Raw genomic sequence first — 16530 nt, 5'->3', positions numbered from 1 at the left:
ATAGTAATCATCCAACGGAATAGGACTAGAGGCACATGGCAAAAGACGGTGTGATTGAAGTCGAAGGACAGGTCGTGGAAGCACTGCCTAACGCGATGTTCCGCGTTGAACTCGAGAACAAGCACATCGTGCTCGCCACGATTTCCGGCAAAATGCGTAAGAACTACATTCGTATTCTGCCGCAGGATCGTGTCGTGCTCGAAATGAGCCCTTACGACCTGAACCGCGGACGCATTACGTACCGTTACAAGTAAAGGTACACAAGAAAAGGATAACCATGAAGGTCAGCCCTAGCGTGAAGAGGATCTGCGAAAACTGCCGCGTGATCCGCCGTCACGGCCGCGTCATGGTGATCTGCGTCAACCCGCGCCACAAGCAGCGTCAGGGCTGAGAGCAGATTCTCCAGCGGCACTAAGTAAATAAGGCACTCTCTCACAGTGCTTCCCGCAAGGGAACGACACTGAACCACGGGTACGTAGGCCCGTGCCGGGTAACCGGGCGAGCGGGTGCAAGACCTACGGCAACAAGAAGGAATCGCAATGGCACGTCTTGCCGGAGTCGACATCCCCAATGAGAAGCGCATCGAGATCGCCCTCACCTACATTTTCGGTGTGGGTCGCACTCGTGCCAAGGAAACGCTTGCCGCGACCGGTATTAGCCCGGACATCCGCGTCAAGGATCTCACCGACGAGCAGCTGATTACGCTGCGTGACTACCTCGAAGCCAACTACAAGATCGAGGGTGACCTGCGTCGTGAAATCGATGCAGATATTCGTCGCAAGATTCAGATCAACTGCTACCAAGGCCAGCGTCACCGTAAGGGACTTCCTGTGCGCGGTCAGCGCACCAAGACCAATGCTCGTACCCGCAAGGGCCCGAAGCGCACGGTCGCCGGAAAGAAGAAGGCCACCAAGTAGTCGGTGGCATGATTCGGGCCACGGGATGATTTCACCCCATCGCCCGAACGTCAACAACAAAGTTCGTTACTAGGAAACGAGGGTCAATGGCAGCACCTAAGCAAGCCGCTCGTAAGCCCCGTCGTCGCGACCGCAAGTCGGTCCCGGTCGGCCAGGCTCACATCAAGTCCACTTTCAACAACACGATCATTTCGATCACCGATCCGTCCGGCGCCGTGGTGTCCTGGGCGTCCGGTGGCGATGTCGGCTTCAAGGGCTCCCGTAAGTCCACGCCGTACGCCGCTGGTATGGCTGCCGAGTCCGCCGCCCGCAAGGCGATGGAACACGGCGTCAAGAAGGTCGACGTGTTCGTCAAGGGCCCGGGTTCCGGTCGTGAAACCGCCATCCGTTCCCTGCAGTCTGCGGGCCTCGAAGTTGGTTCCATCACCGACGTCACCCCGCAAGCCCACAACGGCGTTCGTCCTCCGAAGCGTCGTCGCGTCTGAGCACTCAGCAATACCAAATCCATCCAAAACCGCCTGACCGGTGAGTGCACCACCGAGTTCAAGCTGAAAGGATAACCACAGTGCTTATTGCACAGCGTCCGACTCTTACCGAGGAATCTCTGAATCCGCAGCGCTCCCGCTTCACCATCGAGCCGCTCGAGCCTGGCTTCGGCTACACGCTCGGCAACTCGCTGCGTCGCACGCTGCTGAGCTCCATCCCGGGTGCTGCCGTGACCTCCGTGCGTATTTCCGGTGCCCTGCATGAGTTCACCACTCTGCCGGGCGTCCAGGAAGACGTCACCGAGATCCTGCTGAACATCAAGGGCATCGTGCTCACCAGCGAATACGACGAGCCTGTGGTCATGTATCTGCGCAAGAGCGGCAAGGGCGAAGCCGTGGCTGGGGACATCACCCCGCCGGCCGGCGTCACCATTGCCAACCCGGAGCAGCACATCGCTACCCTCGCCGACGACGGCGAACTCGAGATCGAGTTCACTGTCGAGCGTGGCCGTGGCTATGTTCCTGCCCAGATGAACAAGCAGGACAACGATGAGATCGGCCGTATTCCGGTTGATTCCATCTACTCCCCGGTACTCAAGGTGAGCTACAAGGTCGAGGCCACCCGTGTGGAACAGCGCACGGACTTCGACAAGCTCATTCTGGACGTGGAGACCAAGCCCGCCATCTCCCCGCGTGACGCGGTGGCTTCCGCCGGTTCCACCTTGGTGGAGCTCTTCGGCCTGTGCCGTGAGCTCAACGCCCAGGCTGAAGGCGTCGAGGTCGGTCCGGCCCCGGTGGCCGAGGAGACCAACCCCGAGATGGCCGTTCCGATCGAGGACCTCAACCTGACGCAGCGTTCTTACAACTGCCTCAAGCGCGAGGGCATCCACACCATCGGTGAGCTTGTCTCCCACACCGAGCAGGACCTGCTCGACATCCGCAATTTCGGTATGAAGTCAATCGATGAGGTCAAGGAGAAGCTGCAGACCCTGGGCCTGAGCCTCAAGTCCTCGCCGATGGCCTTCGATACCAATAATCTCGAAGGTGGCACGTTCTTCTCGCCGGAAGACGAGTGATCTGCCTCTTTGACCAATCGTTCGTTCACTAGGCAAGCGGATGTTCGGGCATATGCCCACCTGCTTGTCTGAAGAACGGACATATAAGGAGTAAACCCAATGCCTACACCTAAGAAGGGCCCGCGTCTGGCTTCCAGCCCCGCACACGAGCGCCTCATGCTGGCAAACATGGCGACCAGCCTGTTCCAGAACGGCCGCATCACCACCACGCTGCCGAAGGCCAAGCGCCTTCGTCCGCTGGCAGAGCGCCTGATCACCTTCGCCAAGCGCGGTGATCTGCACTCCCGCCGTCGCGTGATGCGCGTCATCCGCAACAAGTCCGTGGTGCACATCCTGTTCACCCAGATTGCCGAGCAGATGGAGCAGCGTGAAGGTGGCTACACCCGTATCGTCAAGATCGCTCCGCGCGTTGGCGATGCCGCTCCGGCCGCTGTGATCGAGCTCGTCACCGAGCCGGTTGCCAAGAAGGCTGTTGTGAAGGAAGCTGAAGCCGCCGCCAAGGTTGCCGAAGAAGAGGCTCCGGCCGTTGAGGCTGAGGCCACAGAGGCTACTGAGGCTCCGGTCGAGGAGGCCGCCGCCGTTGAGGCTGAGGCTCCCGCTGACGCCGAGAAGGCCGAGTGAGCTGAATAGCTTTCGCCAAGCTAGCTGAAAGGGCTGGAATCCGTTTGGGTTCCAGCCCTTTTGCATTGTTTCATAGAATCTACAACGTACGTACGGCTCGAATGGCCTCGGCTCTTGCGGCCAGCTGATCATCGGCGGGATATGCGATATGCTCCAAAGTCAGGCCCTGCGGCGCAATCGGCCCGCTTGAGCCTTCACGCACTGGGTCGGCCATTTTACCGGCAAACCACTCCAGTGATTTGCGTCCCGAACCAACTTTGATACATGAGCCGACCAGGGACCGCACCATATTACGGGCAAAGGCATCCGCCACAATCGTGAACACTACCAGGCCGGACTCCAGCGACGGAGTCCGATATGCTTCATGCGATGCCATCGCATCCGGCACCAGGGGAGTGATCGGCACCCGCCGCCAATAGGCGGTCTTGACTTCGCGGATCGTAGTGCCTCCCGGATTCGGAGTGGCGAAGGAACCAAAATCGTGCAGGCCGATGGTCAATGCGGCTGCGCGGTTCATAAGCTCCAGATCCAGCGATTCATCCACGGTAAGCACGCATCCACGCAGGCGCGGGTCGATCTCGGACGAACGATCGGCGACCCGATACACATAAGTGCGCTCCAATGCGGAGAACCTGGCATCGAAACCGGCCGGTGCCACGGCAATGCCATGAATGACGATGTCCGAAGGCAGCACAGCCTTGAGTCTGCGAGTCAGCGCCTCGGTGACCGGAATGGTCATGTGACCTACGCAGCGATTCAGTACCTCATCGGATACATCCAGATGCGCCACTTGGTGGGAGGCGTGCACACCGGTGTCGGTGCGCCCAGCCACCGTCAAGCGTAACGGTTCGGCCGCGTCATCGGCCGGCACCCGCAGCACCTTGTGCAGCGCATCTTCAATGGTGCCTTGCACCGTACGCAGATTGGGCTGTTTGGCCCAGCCATAGAATCCGCCGCCGTCGTAGGCCAAGTCAATGCGCAGTCGTGTCATAGCCATTCATTGTAACGAGTGCGGTCGGCGAGATGCGCGCGGTCGGCGAGACGAGTGCGGTCGGCGAAGTGACCTGCCTGTAACATTCTCGCGCGTTTGCTGAAACGGGGCCGCCTTAGGTTGTAACCATCAAACCCGGTTACGGCTTGCGGCGTCAGCGTACGCTCGAACGCCCAACCGCTTGAGGCCACAGAAGCCGCCACAGCAAGGAGCAGGCACGATGATCGAATCCGCAGCACGCAGACTGGCCCATGAACTGGTGAACCGTCGCGAGGCGATCAACCGCGAACTGTCCCGCAACGGCGTACGCTTCGGCATCTACAAGAACGGCGAATACCACGACCGGCTCTTCCCGTACGATCCCGTGCCGCGCATCATCGAATCCGACGAGTTCGACGAGCTGGAGAAGGGCCTGAAGCAGCGCGTCAACGCCCTGAACGCCTATCTGAAGGACATCTACTCCGACAAGGCCATCATCCATGACGGCGTGGTGCCGGAGGAATACATATACACCTCGGCCGGCTACTTCCCGCAGGTCAACGGCGTGACCCCTCCCGGCGGCATCTTCGCGCACATCGCCGGCGAGGACCTGGTCCAAGGCGAGGACGGCCGCTGGTGGGTACTGGAAGACAACCTGCGTATCCCCTCGGGCGCCAGCTACCCGCTGTTCGTGCGCGACATCGAGCGACGCATCTCCCCACGCCTGTTCCGCGACGTGCACATTCGCGACAATCGCGAATACCCGCGCCTGCTGCGCAAGGCCATGGACTTCGTCTCCACCGAAGGCATCGCCGTGGTGCTGACCCCCGGACGCTACAATTCCGCGTTCTTCGAGCACGCCTATCTGGCGGAGAAAACCGGCGCCGCACTGGCCTTCCCCGAAGACCTCGAAGTGGTGGACAACAAGGTCTACTTCCTCGACTACGCCGGCAAACGCCACCGCGTGGGCGTGGTCTACCGCCGCCTGTCCGACGAATTCCTCGATCCGTTTGCCTTCAATCCTGATTCGGTGATCGGCGTGCCCGGTATCCTGTCCGCCTACCGCGCGGGCAACGTGGCCATCGTCAACGCGCCGGGCAACGGCGCGGCCGATGACAAGGCCATCTACTACTTCGTGCCGCAGATGATCAAGTACTATCTCGGCGAGGAACCGATTCTCAACAACGCGCCCACGTATATGCCGATGTTCGAGGCCGACCGTAAGGAAGTCCTGAATCGTATGGGCGAGCTGGTCATCAAGGATGTGGCCGAAGCCGGTGGTTACGGCGTGGTGTTCGGTTCGTCGCTGGATGCCGCCGCACGTGAGGAGCTCGCCAACCGGATCAAGGAGGAACCTCGTCGATTCATCGCCCAAGAGGTGATTCAGTTCCGCGATATCGATGTGGTGGACCCGAAGACCGGTGAGATGTCGCCGCGCAAATGCGATCTGCGTGCCTTCGTGGTCACCGGCAAGAATACGCACGTGTGGTATTCGGGCCTGACCCGCTACTCGTCCGTGCCCGGACAGATGATCGTCAACTCCTCCCAGGGCGGCGGCTTCAAGGACACCTGGGTGCTGGCACCCGAATCCGGCGTCGAGCACGAGTACGGTGCCGAAACGTATGTGGCGAACCTGCTGAGCCAGTCCCGCCGCCACTCGTTGTCGCTGGTTACCGCATCCAAGGCAGACAACCTGTATTGGCTGGGTCGGTACACCGAGCGCGCCTTCACCACGCTGAACCAGTTCTTCCCGTTCTACGATCGCGTGATGGACACCGATGTGGATGCCTTCCGTCCGTTCGCTCACGCACTCGACCTGCCCGAAGATTTCGAGGACTTCGACGGGTTTGTGAACAGCTTCTTGTACGACGGGTCCAACCCTGATTCGGTGCGGTCGGCCGTAACCTCCGCATTCAACAACGCCATGATTCTGCGCCCGGAATTGAGCTCGCGTCTGTTGCAGTACGTGGAGTTGGCGATGACCAACATCACCGATGCCGCCAAATATGCGGCCGACGCCGAGGACATCTACAAGCAGCGCGATATTACCGATGACATGCTCGCCTTCTGGGGCGGCATCGAGAACTCGCCGGTCGACCCCACGCTGAAGGCGTTCATCTTCATCGGCAAGTATCTGGAGCGCATCGACCTGTACGCGCGCTTCGGTTTGACGATGGAGGAGATGGAAGCCCCGCTTAGGAAGCTCGCCTCCTACTCGATGATCCTCGACGGCATGCCGTTGCCCAGTTGCTTCACCGATGGGCTGAGCTGGCTGGTCGGTCAGCTGCCGTCTCGCGGATATCAGGAAGTCGCCGACCTGCTGAAGAAGTACCTTGACGATTATTCCGGCCGTGTCAGCGCCCTGGCCATCAAAGACATGGGCTCACTGAGCTCCATGAACATGGATGCCAAGCGCCCCTAACCCGACGTTCGCCCTGACGGGTTCAAATGCTATGGTGGTATGGCGAAAAAACCGTGCGCCCGAGTGCCGGCCGATGCGTATCAGCAGATTGCCGGAATATATGCGTGGGCTGTGAGCGCGCGGACCATACCTCAGCCATGGCTGTAGTGTTGTTATCCCGAGAATGTGCCGGTTGCCGGCTCGTGTATAAGTGCAGGAGACGTTGTGAAAAAACTCGTGTTCGACTATGAGATGAGGCTGTCCTTCAGCGCACCGGTCACCGATCACAGGTTCCAGCTTCGCTGTATTCCCGCCACTGGCCCTCGCCAACAGGTGATTGACGTGGAAGTGAAGATTCAGCCCGAAACTGAACTCGAAACCACCATCGACTCCTTTGGCTCCGTGGTGATGACCGGATTCATCCCCGAGCCGCACGACATATTCAGCTATTCGGTGACCGGCATCGCCTTCGTGGACAATGCGCATATCCATAAGGAAGCCTATAAACCGCTGTACCGATTCAATTCAGCGCTCACCATTCCCGGCCCGACCGTGGAGGCGATGATTGCCGTATGCCGCGAACGCTTGGCTGCGTTGCCTTCCGACGCCACTCCGGTGCAGCAGGCCACTGAAGTGATGGATGAGGTCTACAAGGCGTTTGTGTACACGCCCGGTTCCACCACGATTCGCACCACCGCCGAACAGGCCTTGGCCCAGCGCAAGGGCGTATGCCAGGATTATGCCCATGTGATGCTGTCCGTGTGCCGGCACGTGGGATTGACCGCGCGCTACATTGCCGGCTTGCTTGGGGGAGAGGGCGCGACCCACGCTTGGGTCGAGGTGTATCAGGATGGCCGATGGGTCGGACTGGATCCCACGCATAACCGGTTGGTGGACGACAGCTACATCACCATCGCCCACGGCCGCGATTACCGCGACTGCATGCTCGACATCGGCATCTTCTCCGGCTACAACGTCCAGCAGTCCCAATGGGTCAACGCCTCCGTCCACGAACAGGTGGCGTAAAGGACGAGATCCAAGCTCCCTCTGATGAGCTGAGCCGTGAAGAAAACGCCGGAGGCGTTTTTAGGCGAAGGCGAACGACGGTGAGCAAATAAAATGGCAGCTGGAAAGCTGTCCTTAATTGCGTTCGAGCTGTCGAGCGTAGCGAGACTGAGGGAGAGACCACTCAATGCAGAGTGGCCCCGTCACCGCTTCTACCACCACCAATATTCGGGTTTTCGTCGTTGCAACATTCGGATTTTGGTAGTTGGGAGATTCGGATTATTGTAGTTAGAAAGTTCGGGTTTTCGTCGTTGCAACATTCGGATTTTGGTAGTTGAGAAATTCGGATTATTGCGATGGCGGACGTGAAATAACGGGAGGTGCGCGGAATGGCCGATTCTCTGGCGGGCGACATCAAGCCGAAGGCCTATCGCCCTCGTATCGTGGATGCACAGATCGAACGATATATGCGCATCTTTGGCGCGGTGGAGATTACCGGCACCAAGTGGTGCGGGAAAACTTGGTCTGCGCGGGCCCATGCAGCCAGCATTACCTATGTGGATCGCAATAACAATTTGGCTGCGGCTAAGGCGGATTCGTCATTGATGCTGTTGGGAGATAGACCTCATGTCGTGGATGAGTGGCAACTCGCCCCAGCTATATGGGATGAAGTCCGTCATCACGTCGACGATGATTCCGCGAATAAAGGTCAGTGGATTCTGACCGGTTCATCCACTCCTCTCAATGAGAATCGGCCGAACCATAGTGGTGCGGGACGAATCGGACGTATCCGTATGAATCCTCTGACTTTATATGAGTCCGGACTCTCGACAGGTGCGGTAAGTCTCAGTGGACTGTTTGAACATAAGTTCGCCGCTGCAAAATCAGAGATAAGTACACAGATGTTGTTGGATGCCGTATGCCGAGGTGGATGGCCGGAGGCGGTGGCTATGCCTGTATCTGACGCACAGATTCTGATTCGGGAATACATGCGACTCACGCTGACTGAGAGTGTGCCCAAGCAAGGCAAGGATCCTGATGTGGCTCGTCGTCTGCTGGATTCGCTTGCGCGCAATATCAGTCAAGCTGTGACATTCAAAACCTTGCGTAAGGATATGTACGGTACTGAAGAAAATCTTGACGATTTCATTTCGGAGAGAACGGTATCCGGGTATACGGCCATGTTCGAGAACATGTTCGTCATCGATCCGATAAAGGGCTGGGTCCCGCCGGCACGGGATCCAAAGCGACTCCAGACCAAGGCGCGTCGGTATTTTGCCGATCCTTCCATTGCGGCGGCAATGTTGGGCATGAGTCCTGCTGCTCTTATCGGCGATTGGCAGACTTTTGGGTTTCTGTTTGAGAATCTATGCATCCGCGATCTGTTGGTGTATGCGAGATCTCTCCTCGATATTGGGATAGAACCGGTTCGGTATTATCATGACGATTCCGGTCTGGAGTGTGATGCCATTATTGAATTGTCCGATGGACGGTGGGGCGGCATCGAGATTAAGCCCAGTGAGGATAAAGTCCCTGAGGCAGCGGCAAATCTATGCAGACTGAAAGGGAAACTGCTGAGAAATCCGAGTGCGCGAACCCGTGAACCGGAGTTCTTGGCGGTGTTGGTGGGGGTCGGCGAGTTCGCGTATCAACGCGATGATGGAGTGTATGTAATTCCTGTCGGAGTGCTTGGCGCGTAAACGCAATGCCAGCGCTTCGGGCGAATTCCGGGATTGTGATCTGACATGTCTCAAGCGGCATACACTTGAGACTTGCTCAGCGAAACTCCGATTTGCCAGGTCGGCAGAATGTGGCATAATGAACAAGTTGCCATTTTGGCAGCATGGATAAGTGTCCGAGCGGTCTAAGGAGCACGCCTCGAAAGCGTGTGAGGTGAAAGCCTCCGCGAGTTCGAATCTCGCCTTATCCGCCTTTAGGGTTCCGGGTTTGTCCCGGGACTCTTTTTGTTTCTGCGAAACCTCACCTTTGAAGGGCTATAGGAACAATTCTTCCACATGCGTAGCTTCAAAGGCGTCACCATCGACGGGTTCACCAAAATGCTCGACGAGTACATGGTTTGGTACAGGGACAAGCGCATCAAACTCGAATACGGGATGAGCATCATGGGCAAACGCATCGAGCTCGGGCTTGTCGCCTGAACGTGCGTGCTGTCGTTGCGAACGACCATTCAGACAACGAAGTCCAACAAAACGTCACCGCCCCCCCGACTCTTCTCTTTTCGTATGCGACGCTGCAAAAACGGTACATATAGAGTAGAGAAATTTTCGCTACTCTAGAACAGCTTTTCTATCGGCGTGTTGCTGCCTATATAGCGGAGACGGATGCTGCAGCCATGGATTGGCTGCTGTTTCTTCGATGGGTGCGATTTGTGCATATCGTTGCAATAAAGCCCTTCTCAGGCGGGAAACAAGATAACGAAAATTTCGCCACGCGCGATGAAGTTTTATTTGCTTTTTTTTTAAAGCCTTGTACATTGAAGGACGTACCGATGGATGAAACGGCAATGGCGACGATGTTGTTGACAGGCTCATTCAGACGGGTTAGGAGAAAAACTATGACAAATGCAACGGCGCAACCGGATACTTCCGTGATGCGCAAGCCGAAGCGCCAATACATAGGCATATTGTATTGTCTTCCATACGTGGTGGTCTTCCTGTTCGGCATGATCGTCCCGATGTTCTACGCGCTTTATCTCAGCTTCTTCAAGCAGTCCCTTCTCGGTGGCACCACATTCGCGGGCTTCGACAACTTCATCCGAGCGTTCAAGGATGAGGCTTTGTGGGGCGGCTTTAGGAACGTGCTGATTTACGCGGCGATCCAGATTCCGATGAATCTGATTCTGTCCCTCGTGGCGGCGCTCGTCTTGGACTCCCAGAGGATCCGCCATATCGCGGTGCCGCGAATCCTGCTGTTCCTGCCTTATGCCGTCCCAGGCGTCATCGCGGCGCTGATGTGGGGATACATTTACGGCGATAAGTATGGTCTTTTTGGACAAATCGCCGGTATGTTTGGCGTAGCGGCTCCTAATATGTTGTCGAAGCAGCTCATGTTGTTCGCCATCGCGAACATCTGCACTTGGTGCTTCCTTGGCTATAACATGCTGATTTATTATTCTGCACTGATCGGCATTCCGAACGACCTGTACGAATCTGCCCGTATTGACGGCGCTTCGGAGCTGCGCATCGCTTGGTCCGTGAAGATCCCCCAGATTAAGAGCACCATCGTGATGACGGTCCTCTTCTCTGTGATCGGCACGCTCCAGCTGTTCAACGAACCGAACATCTTGCGTACTTCCGCCCCGGACGTGATCAACAGCAGCTATACGCCGAACATCTACACCTACAACCTCGCATTCAATGGCCAGAACGTCAACTATGCCGCTGCCGTCTCTCTGGTCATCGGCATCATCGTCATGGCCTTGGTCGCCGTCGTTAAGATCATCGGCAACAAGTGGGAGAACAAGTGATGAGTGAAGCAATCGCAAGACCGCGTTCCAAGTCGCTGCAGCGCAGAGACGCCAAACTGGCGCTCAAGGCAAGCAAGCATTACAAGCGCATGCAGCAGCGTGAGCCGGCTCCGAAGCTGACCGGCAAGCAGCGTGTGCTCAACTGGCTGCTGCACATCATTATGGCTGTGATGGTCATCTACTGCCTCGTGCCGCTGCTGTGGGTCGTCTTCTCTTCCACAAAGACCAGTGAGGGCATCTTCAGCTCTTTCGGCCTGTGGTTCGATGACAAGAATGTGTTCTGGCAGAACGTGCAGGATACGTTTGCTTATCAGCATGGTGTCTACACTCGTTGGCTGTTCAATACGATCATGTACGCAGTGGTAGCAGGTGTTGGTGCAACCATCATTGCCACTTTCGCTGGGTATGCCATCGCCACCATGCGATTCCCTGGACGTAACGCCCTGCTGGCCGTCACTCTGGCATTCATGTCAATTCCTTCTACGGTGATCACCGTGCCGCTGTTCCTCATGTATTCGAAGATCGGGCTGGTCGGCACTCCGTGGGCCGTGATTATTCCGCAGCTTGCCACGCCGTTCGGCCTGTATCTGATGATCATCTATGCGCAGACCTCGATTCCGGTCTCGCTGATCGAAGCCGCGAAACTGGACGGTGCAAACACTTGGACCATCTTCTGGAAGGTCGGTTTCCCGCTGCTGTCTCCAGGTTTCGTCACCGTACTGCTGTTCACGCTGGTCGGTGTTTGGAACAACTACTTCCTGCCGCTGATCATGCTTACGAATACCAACGACTACCCGTTGACGGTCGGTCTGAACATGTGGCTGAAGATGGGTGCCCAGGGAACTTCAGACGGTCAGGTTCCGAACAACCTCATCATCACGGGCTCGCTTATCGCAGTTGTTCCGTTGATCATCGCATTCATGTTCCTGCAAAAGTACTGGCAGTCTGGCCTCGCGGCCGGCTCTGTCAAGCAGTGAACCTTCGGCCGCACGGTCCCTACGATCACCCATTCGTTGCCTTGGCGACCGTGCGGCATCCGCCCTTTGGGAAAACAACAAAATAGTAATTCATGACACACAAAGGAGTAATCATGAAGAAGAGTATCAGGCTTGTGGCCGCTATCGCGGCGCTGGCAATGACGGCCGGTATCTCGGCATGTGGTTCCAGCACTAATGGGAACCAGGCCAAGAGCGATGTGACCGCGCAGGACGTCGAAAACGCTCTGACCGACACCTCGAAGAACGTCGAACTGACCGTCTGGGCCTATTCCGCCAAGCAGATGGAGCCCACTGTCAAGGCATTCGAGAAGAAGTACCCGCACATCAAAATCAACTTTGTCAACACCGGTGCCGCGGAGGATCATTTCACCAAGTTCCAGAACGTCGTTCAAGCCCAGAAGGATATTCCCGACGTCGTGCAGATGAGCGCTAATAAATTCCAGCAGTTCGCGGTTTCGGGTGCATTGCTGAATTTTGCCAACGATAGCATCGAAAAGGCATGGAGCAAGCTATACACCAAGACTGCATGGGCTCAGGTGCATTACGCCGGCGGCCTCTACGGTGCGCCGCAGGACGCCACACCATTGGCCAACTATGTGCGAAAGGATATTCTGGACGAACATAACCTGCAGGTGCCAGAAAGCTGGGAAGACATCTACAACGAGGGCATTAAGCTCCACAAAGAAGATTCCAACAAATATATGGGAATCCTGGGATCCGACATCTCCTTCTTCACTAACCTCTACCGTTCCGTTGGAGCGCGTCTGTGGAAGGTTAATTCCGTGGACGACGTCGAACTGACTATGAACAGCGGAAAAGCAAAGGAATTCACGGAATTCCTGCAGAAGTGCCTGAAGGATGGCGTCCTTGAAGGCGGTACCGTCTTCACTGACGAGTTCAACCGTTCGATTAATGACGGTCGTTACGCCACGTTCATCAATGAAAACTGGATGGGCAACACCTACAAGGAACAGAACCCGAGCCTCAAAGGCAAGATGGTGGTTGCTGCCCCACCGTCCTGGAAAGGACAGCCTTACCAGTCCTCTTCCGTCGGCTCCATGATGAGCGTCTCCGCGGCTTGCCCGAAGGAGAAGCAGGCGGCGGCTCTCGCGTTCATCAACTGGCTTGATTCCGACAAGGATGCCATCCAGTCATGGCAGGATACCAACAACGGCAACTTCTTCATGGCGGCCTCCGTCTATCAGGACGATGAGAACCAGCGCAATAAGAAGGAGACCGACGGTTACTACGCCAATGATGATGTCAACGCCGTCTACTTCGATTCAATGGACAAGGTCAACACCGATTGGGAGTATCTCCCGTTCATGTCCCAGGTGGAGGTCGTGTTCAACGATGTCATCGTGCCGGAGATGAATGAGAACGGCGATCTGGTAGGCGCCATGGCCAAGGCGCAGCAGAAGCTCAAGGCATACGCGGAAGACAACGGCTTCAAGGTCACCACCGACGCCGACTGACATCCGGTTGCCCGCCATTGCTAGGGAGGACGGCCAAAACGGCCGTCCTCCCTTTTTGAGATTAAACCCCGGAACCAACGACGTGGTTTGCGTGTACCTGACGATGTACAAGTTGTCGGCTTCGATAACGTGCCGGAAGCCAAGTACTCGGTGCCGGCGCTGACCACCATTGATCCACATATCGACGATTATGCCAAGCATGCCGTTGACATGCTTATCGACCGCATCGAAGGGTACTCAGGCCCGGCCCGTACGTACACCACCGATTTCACATTGGTGGAACGTGCCTCAACTCGACTTGCTCACTGACAATCCGCATTGGCTTTGTGGACGGTGTGTGCCGCAGCATGCTACGGCACACACGTACCTCGATTTAGTTGCGGATGGTATAGGGTTGTAGCTTTGCATATTGCGCCTGTAGTACTTTTCAGGGTGAGAGTTTTACGAGGTGTGGGGGACGCCACGTGGATTTCGGCGTTTTTTGTCTGCCGTCCCACAGCGTCTCCCCTGGACGACCATGGTTGGTAATGGGAATTGGCGTTATTCTGCGGTTTTGAAGGCCGACGGTGCGGGATGCCGCAGACGGCAAACGATTGATGCTTCTGCTATCCCACGTTTTTGTGGGACGGCACGCAGAAAATGGTCAAACTTCTCTGCCGTCCCACAAGACGAAGATGCATGACTACTCGTCACCGGTGGCTGTCGGACGTGTGGCTTTCATCGACCATCTCTCACATTTTTTCCCGAAAAATGTGAGAGGCAAACACATAATACGGGGGGGGAATGTGGGAGTGCGTATTGCGATAATCGTACGACGACATATTCGACGGCTACAGATGAGTGAAAACTACAGATTATTGTCTTGTACTGGTCGTCTTATACGCCACTGCGGGAAAAAGGCATATGCCGCAGTGTGTGTCTACTCGAACAATGCGGCGTCAGTCGCTGGGTAGCCAAGTTGGAACGCGGTGTAGGCGTGCTTGGCGGCCAGTGCGGCGAGGATGAGCAGCGTATCGCTCTCGGTGGAAGATTTCGATTCGGTCACGGCCTTGATCTGCGCGCGGGCGCAGTCCATTTCGATGGCGGCGGCGGTCGGTACGGTTTGGCCACTTGCCTTGTCGGCGATGGTGGTGGGGTTGGCCAGTAGCTGGTCGATGGCATAGACCTTTTGGCGGGGGTCGCTTTGGCCGGAAGAACTGGATTGTGCGCCGGAATCATCAAAATTGCCATTGGCCAGCGACACCAGCTGCTGCCCGGCGGTCTTATGCATATCGCTCAACGCCAACGTAGCCCCAGCGGTCTGTCCTCGTGCGGTCAAGACCTCGATAGCGAATCCGGCGCGATCCTCGGCCACGGCCATCGCATCCAATACCGATCGGTCAACGTTGGCGGACGTGACGCCATCAAGACGCGCCGGCGTCACCTCAGGCGCGGCCTGCCCGAATTTATCGGCCAGAAAAGTCAGCCATTGCTTGGTCTGCGCGTCACGTAACGTTCCCTCGGCAAAACGACCCGAACAATACCCGGCAACGTCAATCCAAGCCAGGGGAGCGGCCAGACCGGTGGCATACTGCTCCAATAACGGCGTGCCTTCAGCCGGATGGGTGGCGTAGTCCGCCAACGTCATCGCTTTCTCGCAAGGGCTCATCTGAGCTTCCGCCTCGGCCCGTCCGGCCAGTCGCGGCATCGAACACGCCGAAAGCGAACACAGCATCGCGCTCGCGCATAGTGCGGATGCCAAGCGCCGGGTAAACCGTCCTGAAGAGAAGCGTGTCTGCATGGAAACCTACACTAATAGCTAACTGTGACCACTCATAGGCCATGCGCCGCATAACTTCATAGGAGGTACGGATCGATGGAACTGGACCTGACAGGAATACACAAGCTCGCCGCCGAGCAAGGAATCGACCCCGGAACCCTGGATGATGCGCTGGCAGAGGCCCTGCGCCTCGCCTACCTCAAGACCCCGCACGCCGCCAAGCACGCGCGCGTGGAGCTTGACGAACGTTCCGGCAACTTCACCGTGTGGGCCGCCGACGAAATCCCGGTCGAACCCACCGAAGACAACCCTCACCCCGCTCCCAAGCTGGGCGAGGAATACGATGACACCCCGCGTGACTTCGGCCGTCTCGCCGCCGCCACTGCACGCCAAGTCATCACCCAGCTGTTCCGCCGCGCCGAAGATGAGAAGGTATTCGGTGCGTTCTCCGGTCAGAAGGGCAAGCTCATCACCGGCATCATCCAGCAGGATGCTTCCGACCCCTCCAACGTGCATGTCGCGATGGGCGATGTCGAAGCCATTCTGCCTCGCCGTGAGCAGGTGCCCGGCGAACGTTACCGCCACGGCGAACGCATCCGCGTGTACGTGGTGAACGTGGCCCGTGGCATCAAGGGCCCGGAGATCGTGGTGTCCCGCTCCCACCCGGAGCTGGTCCGCAAGCTGTTCGAGCGTGAAGTGCCGGAACTGGTCTCCGGTGCCGTGTCCATCATGGCCATCGCTCGTGAGGCCGGCGCCCGCACCAAGATCGCGGTCAAGGCCAACACCGATGGCGTGAACCCGAAGGGTGCGCTGATCGGCCCCGGCGGCGCTCGCGTGCGTGCCGTTATGGAGAACCTTGGCCCGGAGAAGATCGACATCGTCGACTACTCCGACGATCCGGCCAAGTTCGTGGCAGCCGCGCTGTCCCCGGCTGTGGCCACCGGCGTACAGGTGATCAGCGAGAAGAACAAGACCGCCATCGCCTTCATCCACGACGACCAGCTATCCCTGGCCATCGGCAAGGAAGGCCAGAACGCACGACTGGCAGCCAAGCTGACCGGCTGGAAGATCGGCATCGAATCCGCCGAGGCCCATGCCAAGAAGGTCGCCGCTGAAAAGGCCGCCCAGGCTGCGGCCGAGGCTGCTGCTCCGGAAGCCGAATAGGCCGCCGGGCTCGAAGGCGAATGATCTTCAGGGCGCATTATTTCCTGATACGAGCCGCGTCAGCAATGGCGCGGCTCGCTGCGTCTGCGCTATCCAGCGCTATGAGTATGCTTGATTGGCGTATGTGGGCTGGTGCAGTGTGCGCGAAATCGCCCACACCAGAGACGAGGTA

Annotated in this window: 16 protein-coding genes, 1 tRNA gene and 1 pseudogene; 16 read left to right on the top strand and 2 right to left on the bottom strand. The window is 57.6% G+C overall.

What is annotated here, in order from left to right; all coding sequences use genetic code 11:
- Positions 1 to 35 precede the first annotated feature (35 nt).
- The 6 genes from infA (at position 36) to rplQ (ending at position 3099) form a co-directional block, all read left to right on the top strand.
- Complete coding sequence (infA, locus tag BLIJ_RS11445) at positions 36 to 254, top strand: translation initiation factor IF-1 (RefSeq protein WP_003808114.1); 219 nt, start codon at positions 36 to 38, stop codon at positions 252 to 254.
- Between the two features lie 23 nt (positions 255 to 277).
- A complete protein-coding gene (rpmJ, locus tag BLIJ_RS11440) occupies positions 278 to 391 on the top strand; it encodes a 50S ribosomal protein L36 (protein ID WP_003808136.1) in 114 nt (37 codons plus the stop codon).
- 148 nt (positions 392 to 539) lie between these two features.
- On the top strand, positions 540 to 917 hold the full coding sequence (gene rpsM / locus BLIJ_RS11435) for a 30S ribosomal protein S13 (protein WP_012578466.1): 378 nt from the start codon (positions 540 to 542) through the stop codon (positions 915 to 917).
- An 86-nt stretch (positions 918 to 1003) separates the two neighbouring features.
- Entirely contained in the window at positions 1004 to 1402 is a 399-nt protein-coding gene (rpsK, locus tag BLIJ_RS11430; RefSeq protein WP_003829907.1) for a 30S ribosomal protein S11, read from the top strand.
- Between the two features lie 80 nt (positions 1403 to 1482).
- Entirely contained in the window at positions 1483 to 2478 is a 996-nt protein-coding gene (locus tag BLIJ_RS11425; protein WP_007053048.1) for a DNA-directed RNA polymerase subunit alpha, read from the top strand.
- Positions 2479 to 2577: 99 nt separating this feature from the next.
- A complete protein-coding gene (rplQ, locus tag BLIJ_RS11420; protein ID WP_012578465.1) occupies positions 2578 to 3099 on the top strand; it encodes a 50S ribosomal protein L17 in 522 nt (173 codons plus the stop codon).
- 79 nt (positions 3100 to 3178) lie between these two features.
- On the opposite strand, the gene truA is transcribed toward rplQ, so the two are convergent.
- A complete protein-coding gene (gene truA, locus BLIJ_RS11415) occupies positions 3179 to 4090 on the bottom strand; it encodes a tRNA pseudouridine(38-40) synthase TruA (RefSeq protein ID WP_014485158.1) in 912 nt (303 codons plus the stop codon).
- Between the two features lie 220 nt (positions 4091 to 4310).
- On the opposite strand from truA, the gene BLIJ_RS11410 reads away from it, so the two are divergent.
- From BLIJ_RS11410 to BLIJ_RS11370, 9 genes and pseudogenes are all read left to right on the top strand, one after another.
- On the top strand, positions 4311 to 6491 hold the full coding sequence (locus BLIJ_RS11410; protein ID WP_012578463.1) for a circularly permuted type 2 ATP-grasp protein: 2181 nt from the start codon (positions 4311 to 4313) through the stop codon (positions 6489 to 6491).
- Positions 6492 to 6695: 204 nt separating this feature from the next.
- Positions 6696 to 7496: a transglutaminase family protein gene (locus BLIJ_RS11405; RefSeq protein WP_012578462.1), complete on the top strand. Its 801-nt coding sequence runs from the start codon at positions 6696 to 6698 to the stop codon at positions 7494 to 7496.
- A gap of 368 nt (positions 7497 to 7864) precedes the next feature.
- Entirely contained in the window at positions 7865 to 9175 is a 1311-nt protein-coding gene (locus BLIJ_RS11400) for an ATP-binding protein (protein WP_012578461.1), read from the top strand.
- A 145-nt stretch (positions 9176 to 9320) separates the two neighbouring features.
- Positions 9321 to 9405, top strand: a tRNA-Ser gene (locus BLIJ_RS11395).
- Between the two features lie 85 nt (positions 9406 to 9490).
- On the top strand, positions 9491 to 9634 hold the full coding sequence (locus tag BLIJ_RS11390; protein WP_179960134.1) for an integrase: 144 nt from the start codon (positions 9491 to 9493) through the stop codon (positions 9632 to 9634).
- A gap of 416 nt (positions 9635 to 10050) precedes the next feature.
- Complete coding sequence (locus BLIJ_RS11385; RefSeq protein ID WP_012576772.1) at positions 10051 to 10962, top strand: carbohydrate ABC transporter permease; 912 nt, start codon at positions 10051 to 10053, stop codon at positions 10960 to 10962.
- Positions 10962 to 11939: a carbohydrate ABC transporter permease gene (locus tag BLIJ_RS11380; protein WP_012576773.1), complete on the top strand. Its 978-nt coding sequence runs from the start codon at positions 10962 to 10964 to the stop codon at positions 11937 to 11939. The genes BLIJ_RS11385 and BLIJ_RS11380 overlap by 1 nt, the downstream gene beginning before the upstream one ends.
- Positions 11940 to 12052: 113 nt before the next feature.
- Complete coding sequence (locus BLIJ_RS11375; RefSeq protein ID WP_012578460.1) at positions 12053 to 13435, top strand: ABC transporter substrate-binding protein; 1383 nt, start codon at positions 12053 to 12055, stop codon at positions 13433 to 13435.
- A gap of 75 nt (positions 13436 to 13510) precedes the next feature.
- Positions 13511 to 13744, top strand: a pseudogene (locus tag BLIJ_RS11370) (substrate-binding domain-containing protein); the annotation flags it as partial.
- A 610-nt stretch (positions 13745 to 14354) separates the two neighbouring features.
- Here the strand turns inward: BLIJ_RS11370 and BLIJ_RS11365 are convergent.
- Positions 14355 to 15083 (bottom strand): hypothetical protein, encoded by a 729-nt coding sequence (locus tag BLIJ_RS11365; RefSeq protein WP_041982123.1) that lies wholly within the window; start codon positions 15081 to 15083, stop codon positions 14355 to 14357.
- A gap of 207 nt (positions 15084 to 15290) precedes the next feature.
- Between BLIJ_RS11365 and nusA the strand changes: the two genes are divergently transcribed.
- Positions 15291 to 16358: a transcription termination factor NusA gene (nusA, locus tag BLIJ_RS11360; protein WP_012578458.1), complete on the top strand. Its 1068-nt coding sequence runs from the start codon at positions 15291 to 15293 to the stop codon at positions 16356 to 16358.
- Positions 16359 to 16530 lie beyond the last annotated feature (172 nt).

This window comes from Bifidobacterium longum subsp. infantis ATCC 15697 = JCM 1222 = DSM 20088 (assembly GCF_000269965.1).
GTDB lineage: Bacteria > Actinomycetota > Actinomycetes > Actinomycetales > Bifidobacteriaceae > Bifidobacterium > Bifidobacterium infantis.
The sequence above is the reverse complement of the archived record's forward strand: the minus strand, read 5'-3'. Positions and strand labels throughout refer to the sequence as shown.

What these genes read in the sequence shown, in the direction of transcription:
- infA (WP_003808114.1), top strand. Translation starts at nt 36, where the DNA reads ATGGCAAAAGACGGTGTGATTGAAGTCGAAGGACAGGTCGTGGAAGCA.
- rpmJ (WP_003808136.1), top strand. Translation starts at nt 278, where the DNA reads ATGAAGGTCAGCCCTAGCGTGAAGAGGATCTGCGAAAACTGCCGCGTG.
- rpsM (WP_012578466.1), top strand. Translation starts at nt 540, where the DNA reads ATGGCACGTCTTGCCGGAGTCGACATCCCCAATGAGAAGCGCATCGAG.
- rpsK (WP_003829907.1), top strand. Translation starts at nt 1,004, where the DNA reads ATGGCAGCACCTAAGCAAGCCGCTCGTAAGCCCCGTCGTCGCGACCGC.
- rplQ (WP_012578465.1), top strand. Translation starts at nt 2,578, where the DNA reads ATGCCTACACCTAAGAAGGGCCCGCGTCTGGCTTCCAGCCCCGCACAC.
- truA (WP_014485158.1), bottom strand. Translation starts at nt 4,090, where the DNA reads ATGACACGACTGCGCATTGACTTGGCCTACGACGGCGGCGGATTCTAT.
- BLIJ_RS11410 (WP_012578463.1), top strand. Translation starts at nt 4,311, where the DNA reads ATGATCGAATCCGCAGCACGCAGACTGGCCCATGAACTGGTGAACCGT.
- BLIJ_RS11400 (WP_012578461.1), top strand. Translation starts at nt 7,865, where the DNA reads ATGGCCGATTCTCTGGCGGGCGACATCAAGCCGAAGGCCTATCGCCCT.
- BLIJ_RS11390 (WP_179960134.1), top strand. Translation starts at nt 9,491, where the DNA reads ATGCGTAGCTTCAAAGGCGTCACCATCGACGGGTTCACCAAAATGCTC.
- BLIJ_RS11385 (WP_012576772.1), top strand. Translation starts at nt 10,051, where the DNA reads ATGACAAATGCAACGGCGCAACCGGATACTTCCGTGATGCGCAAGCCG.
- BLIJ_RS11380 (WP_012576773.1), top strand. Translation starts at nt 10,962, where the DNA reads ATGAGTGAAGCAATCGCAAGACCGCGTTCCAAGTCGCTGCAGCGCAGA.
- BLIJ_RS11375 (WP_012578460.1), top strand. Translation starts at nt 12,053, where the DNA reads ATGAAGAAGAGTATCAGGCTTGTGGCCGCTATCGCGGCGCTGGCAATG.
- BLIJ_RS11365 (WP_041982123.1), bottom strand. Translation starts at nt 15,083, where the DNA reads ATGAGCCCTTGCGAGAAAGCGATGACGTTGGCGGACTACGCCACCCAT.
- nusA (WP_012578458.1), top strand. Translation starts at nt 15,291, where the DNA reads ATGGAACTGGACCTGACAGGAATACACAAGCTCGCCGCCGAGCAAGGA.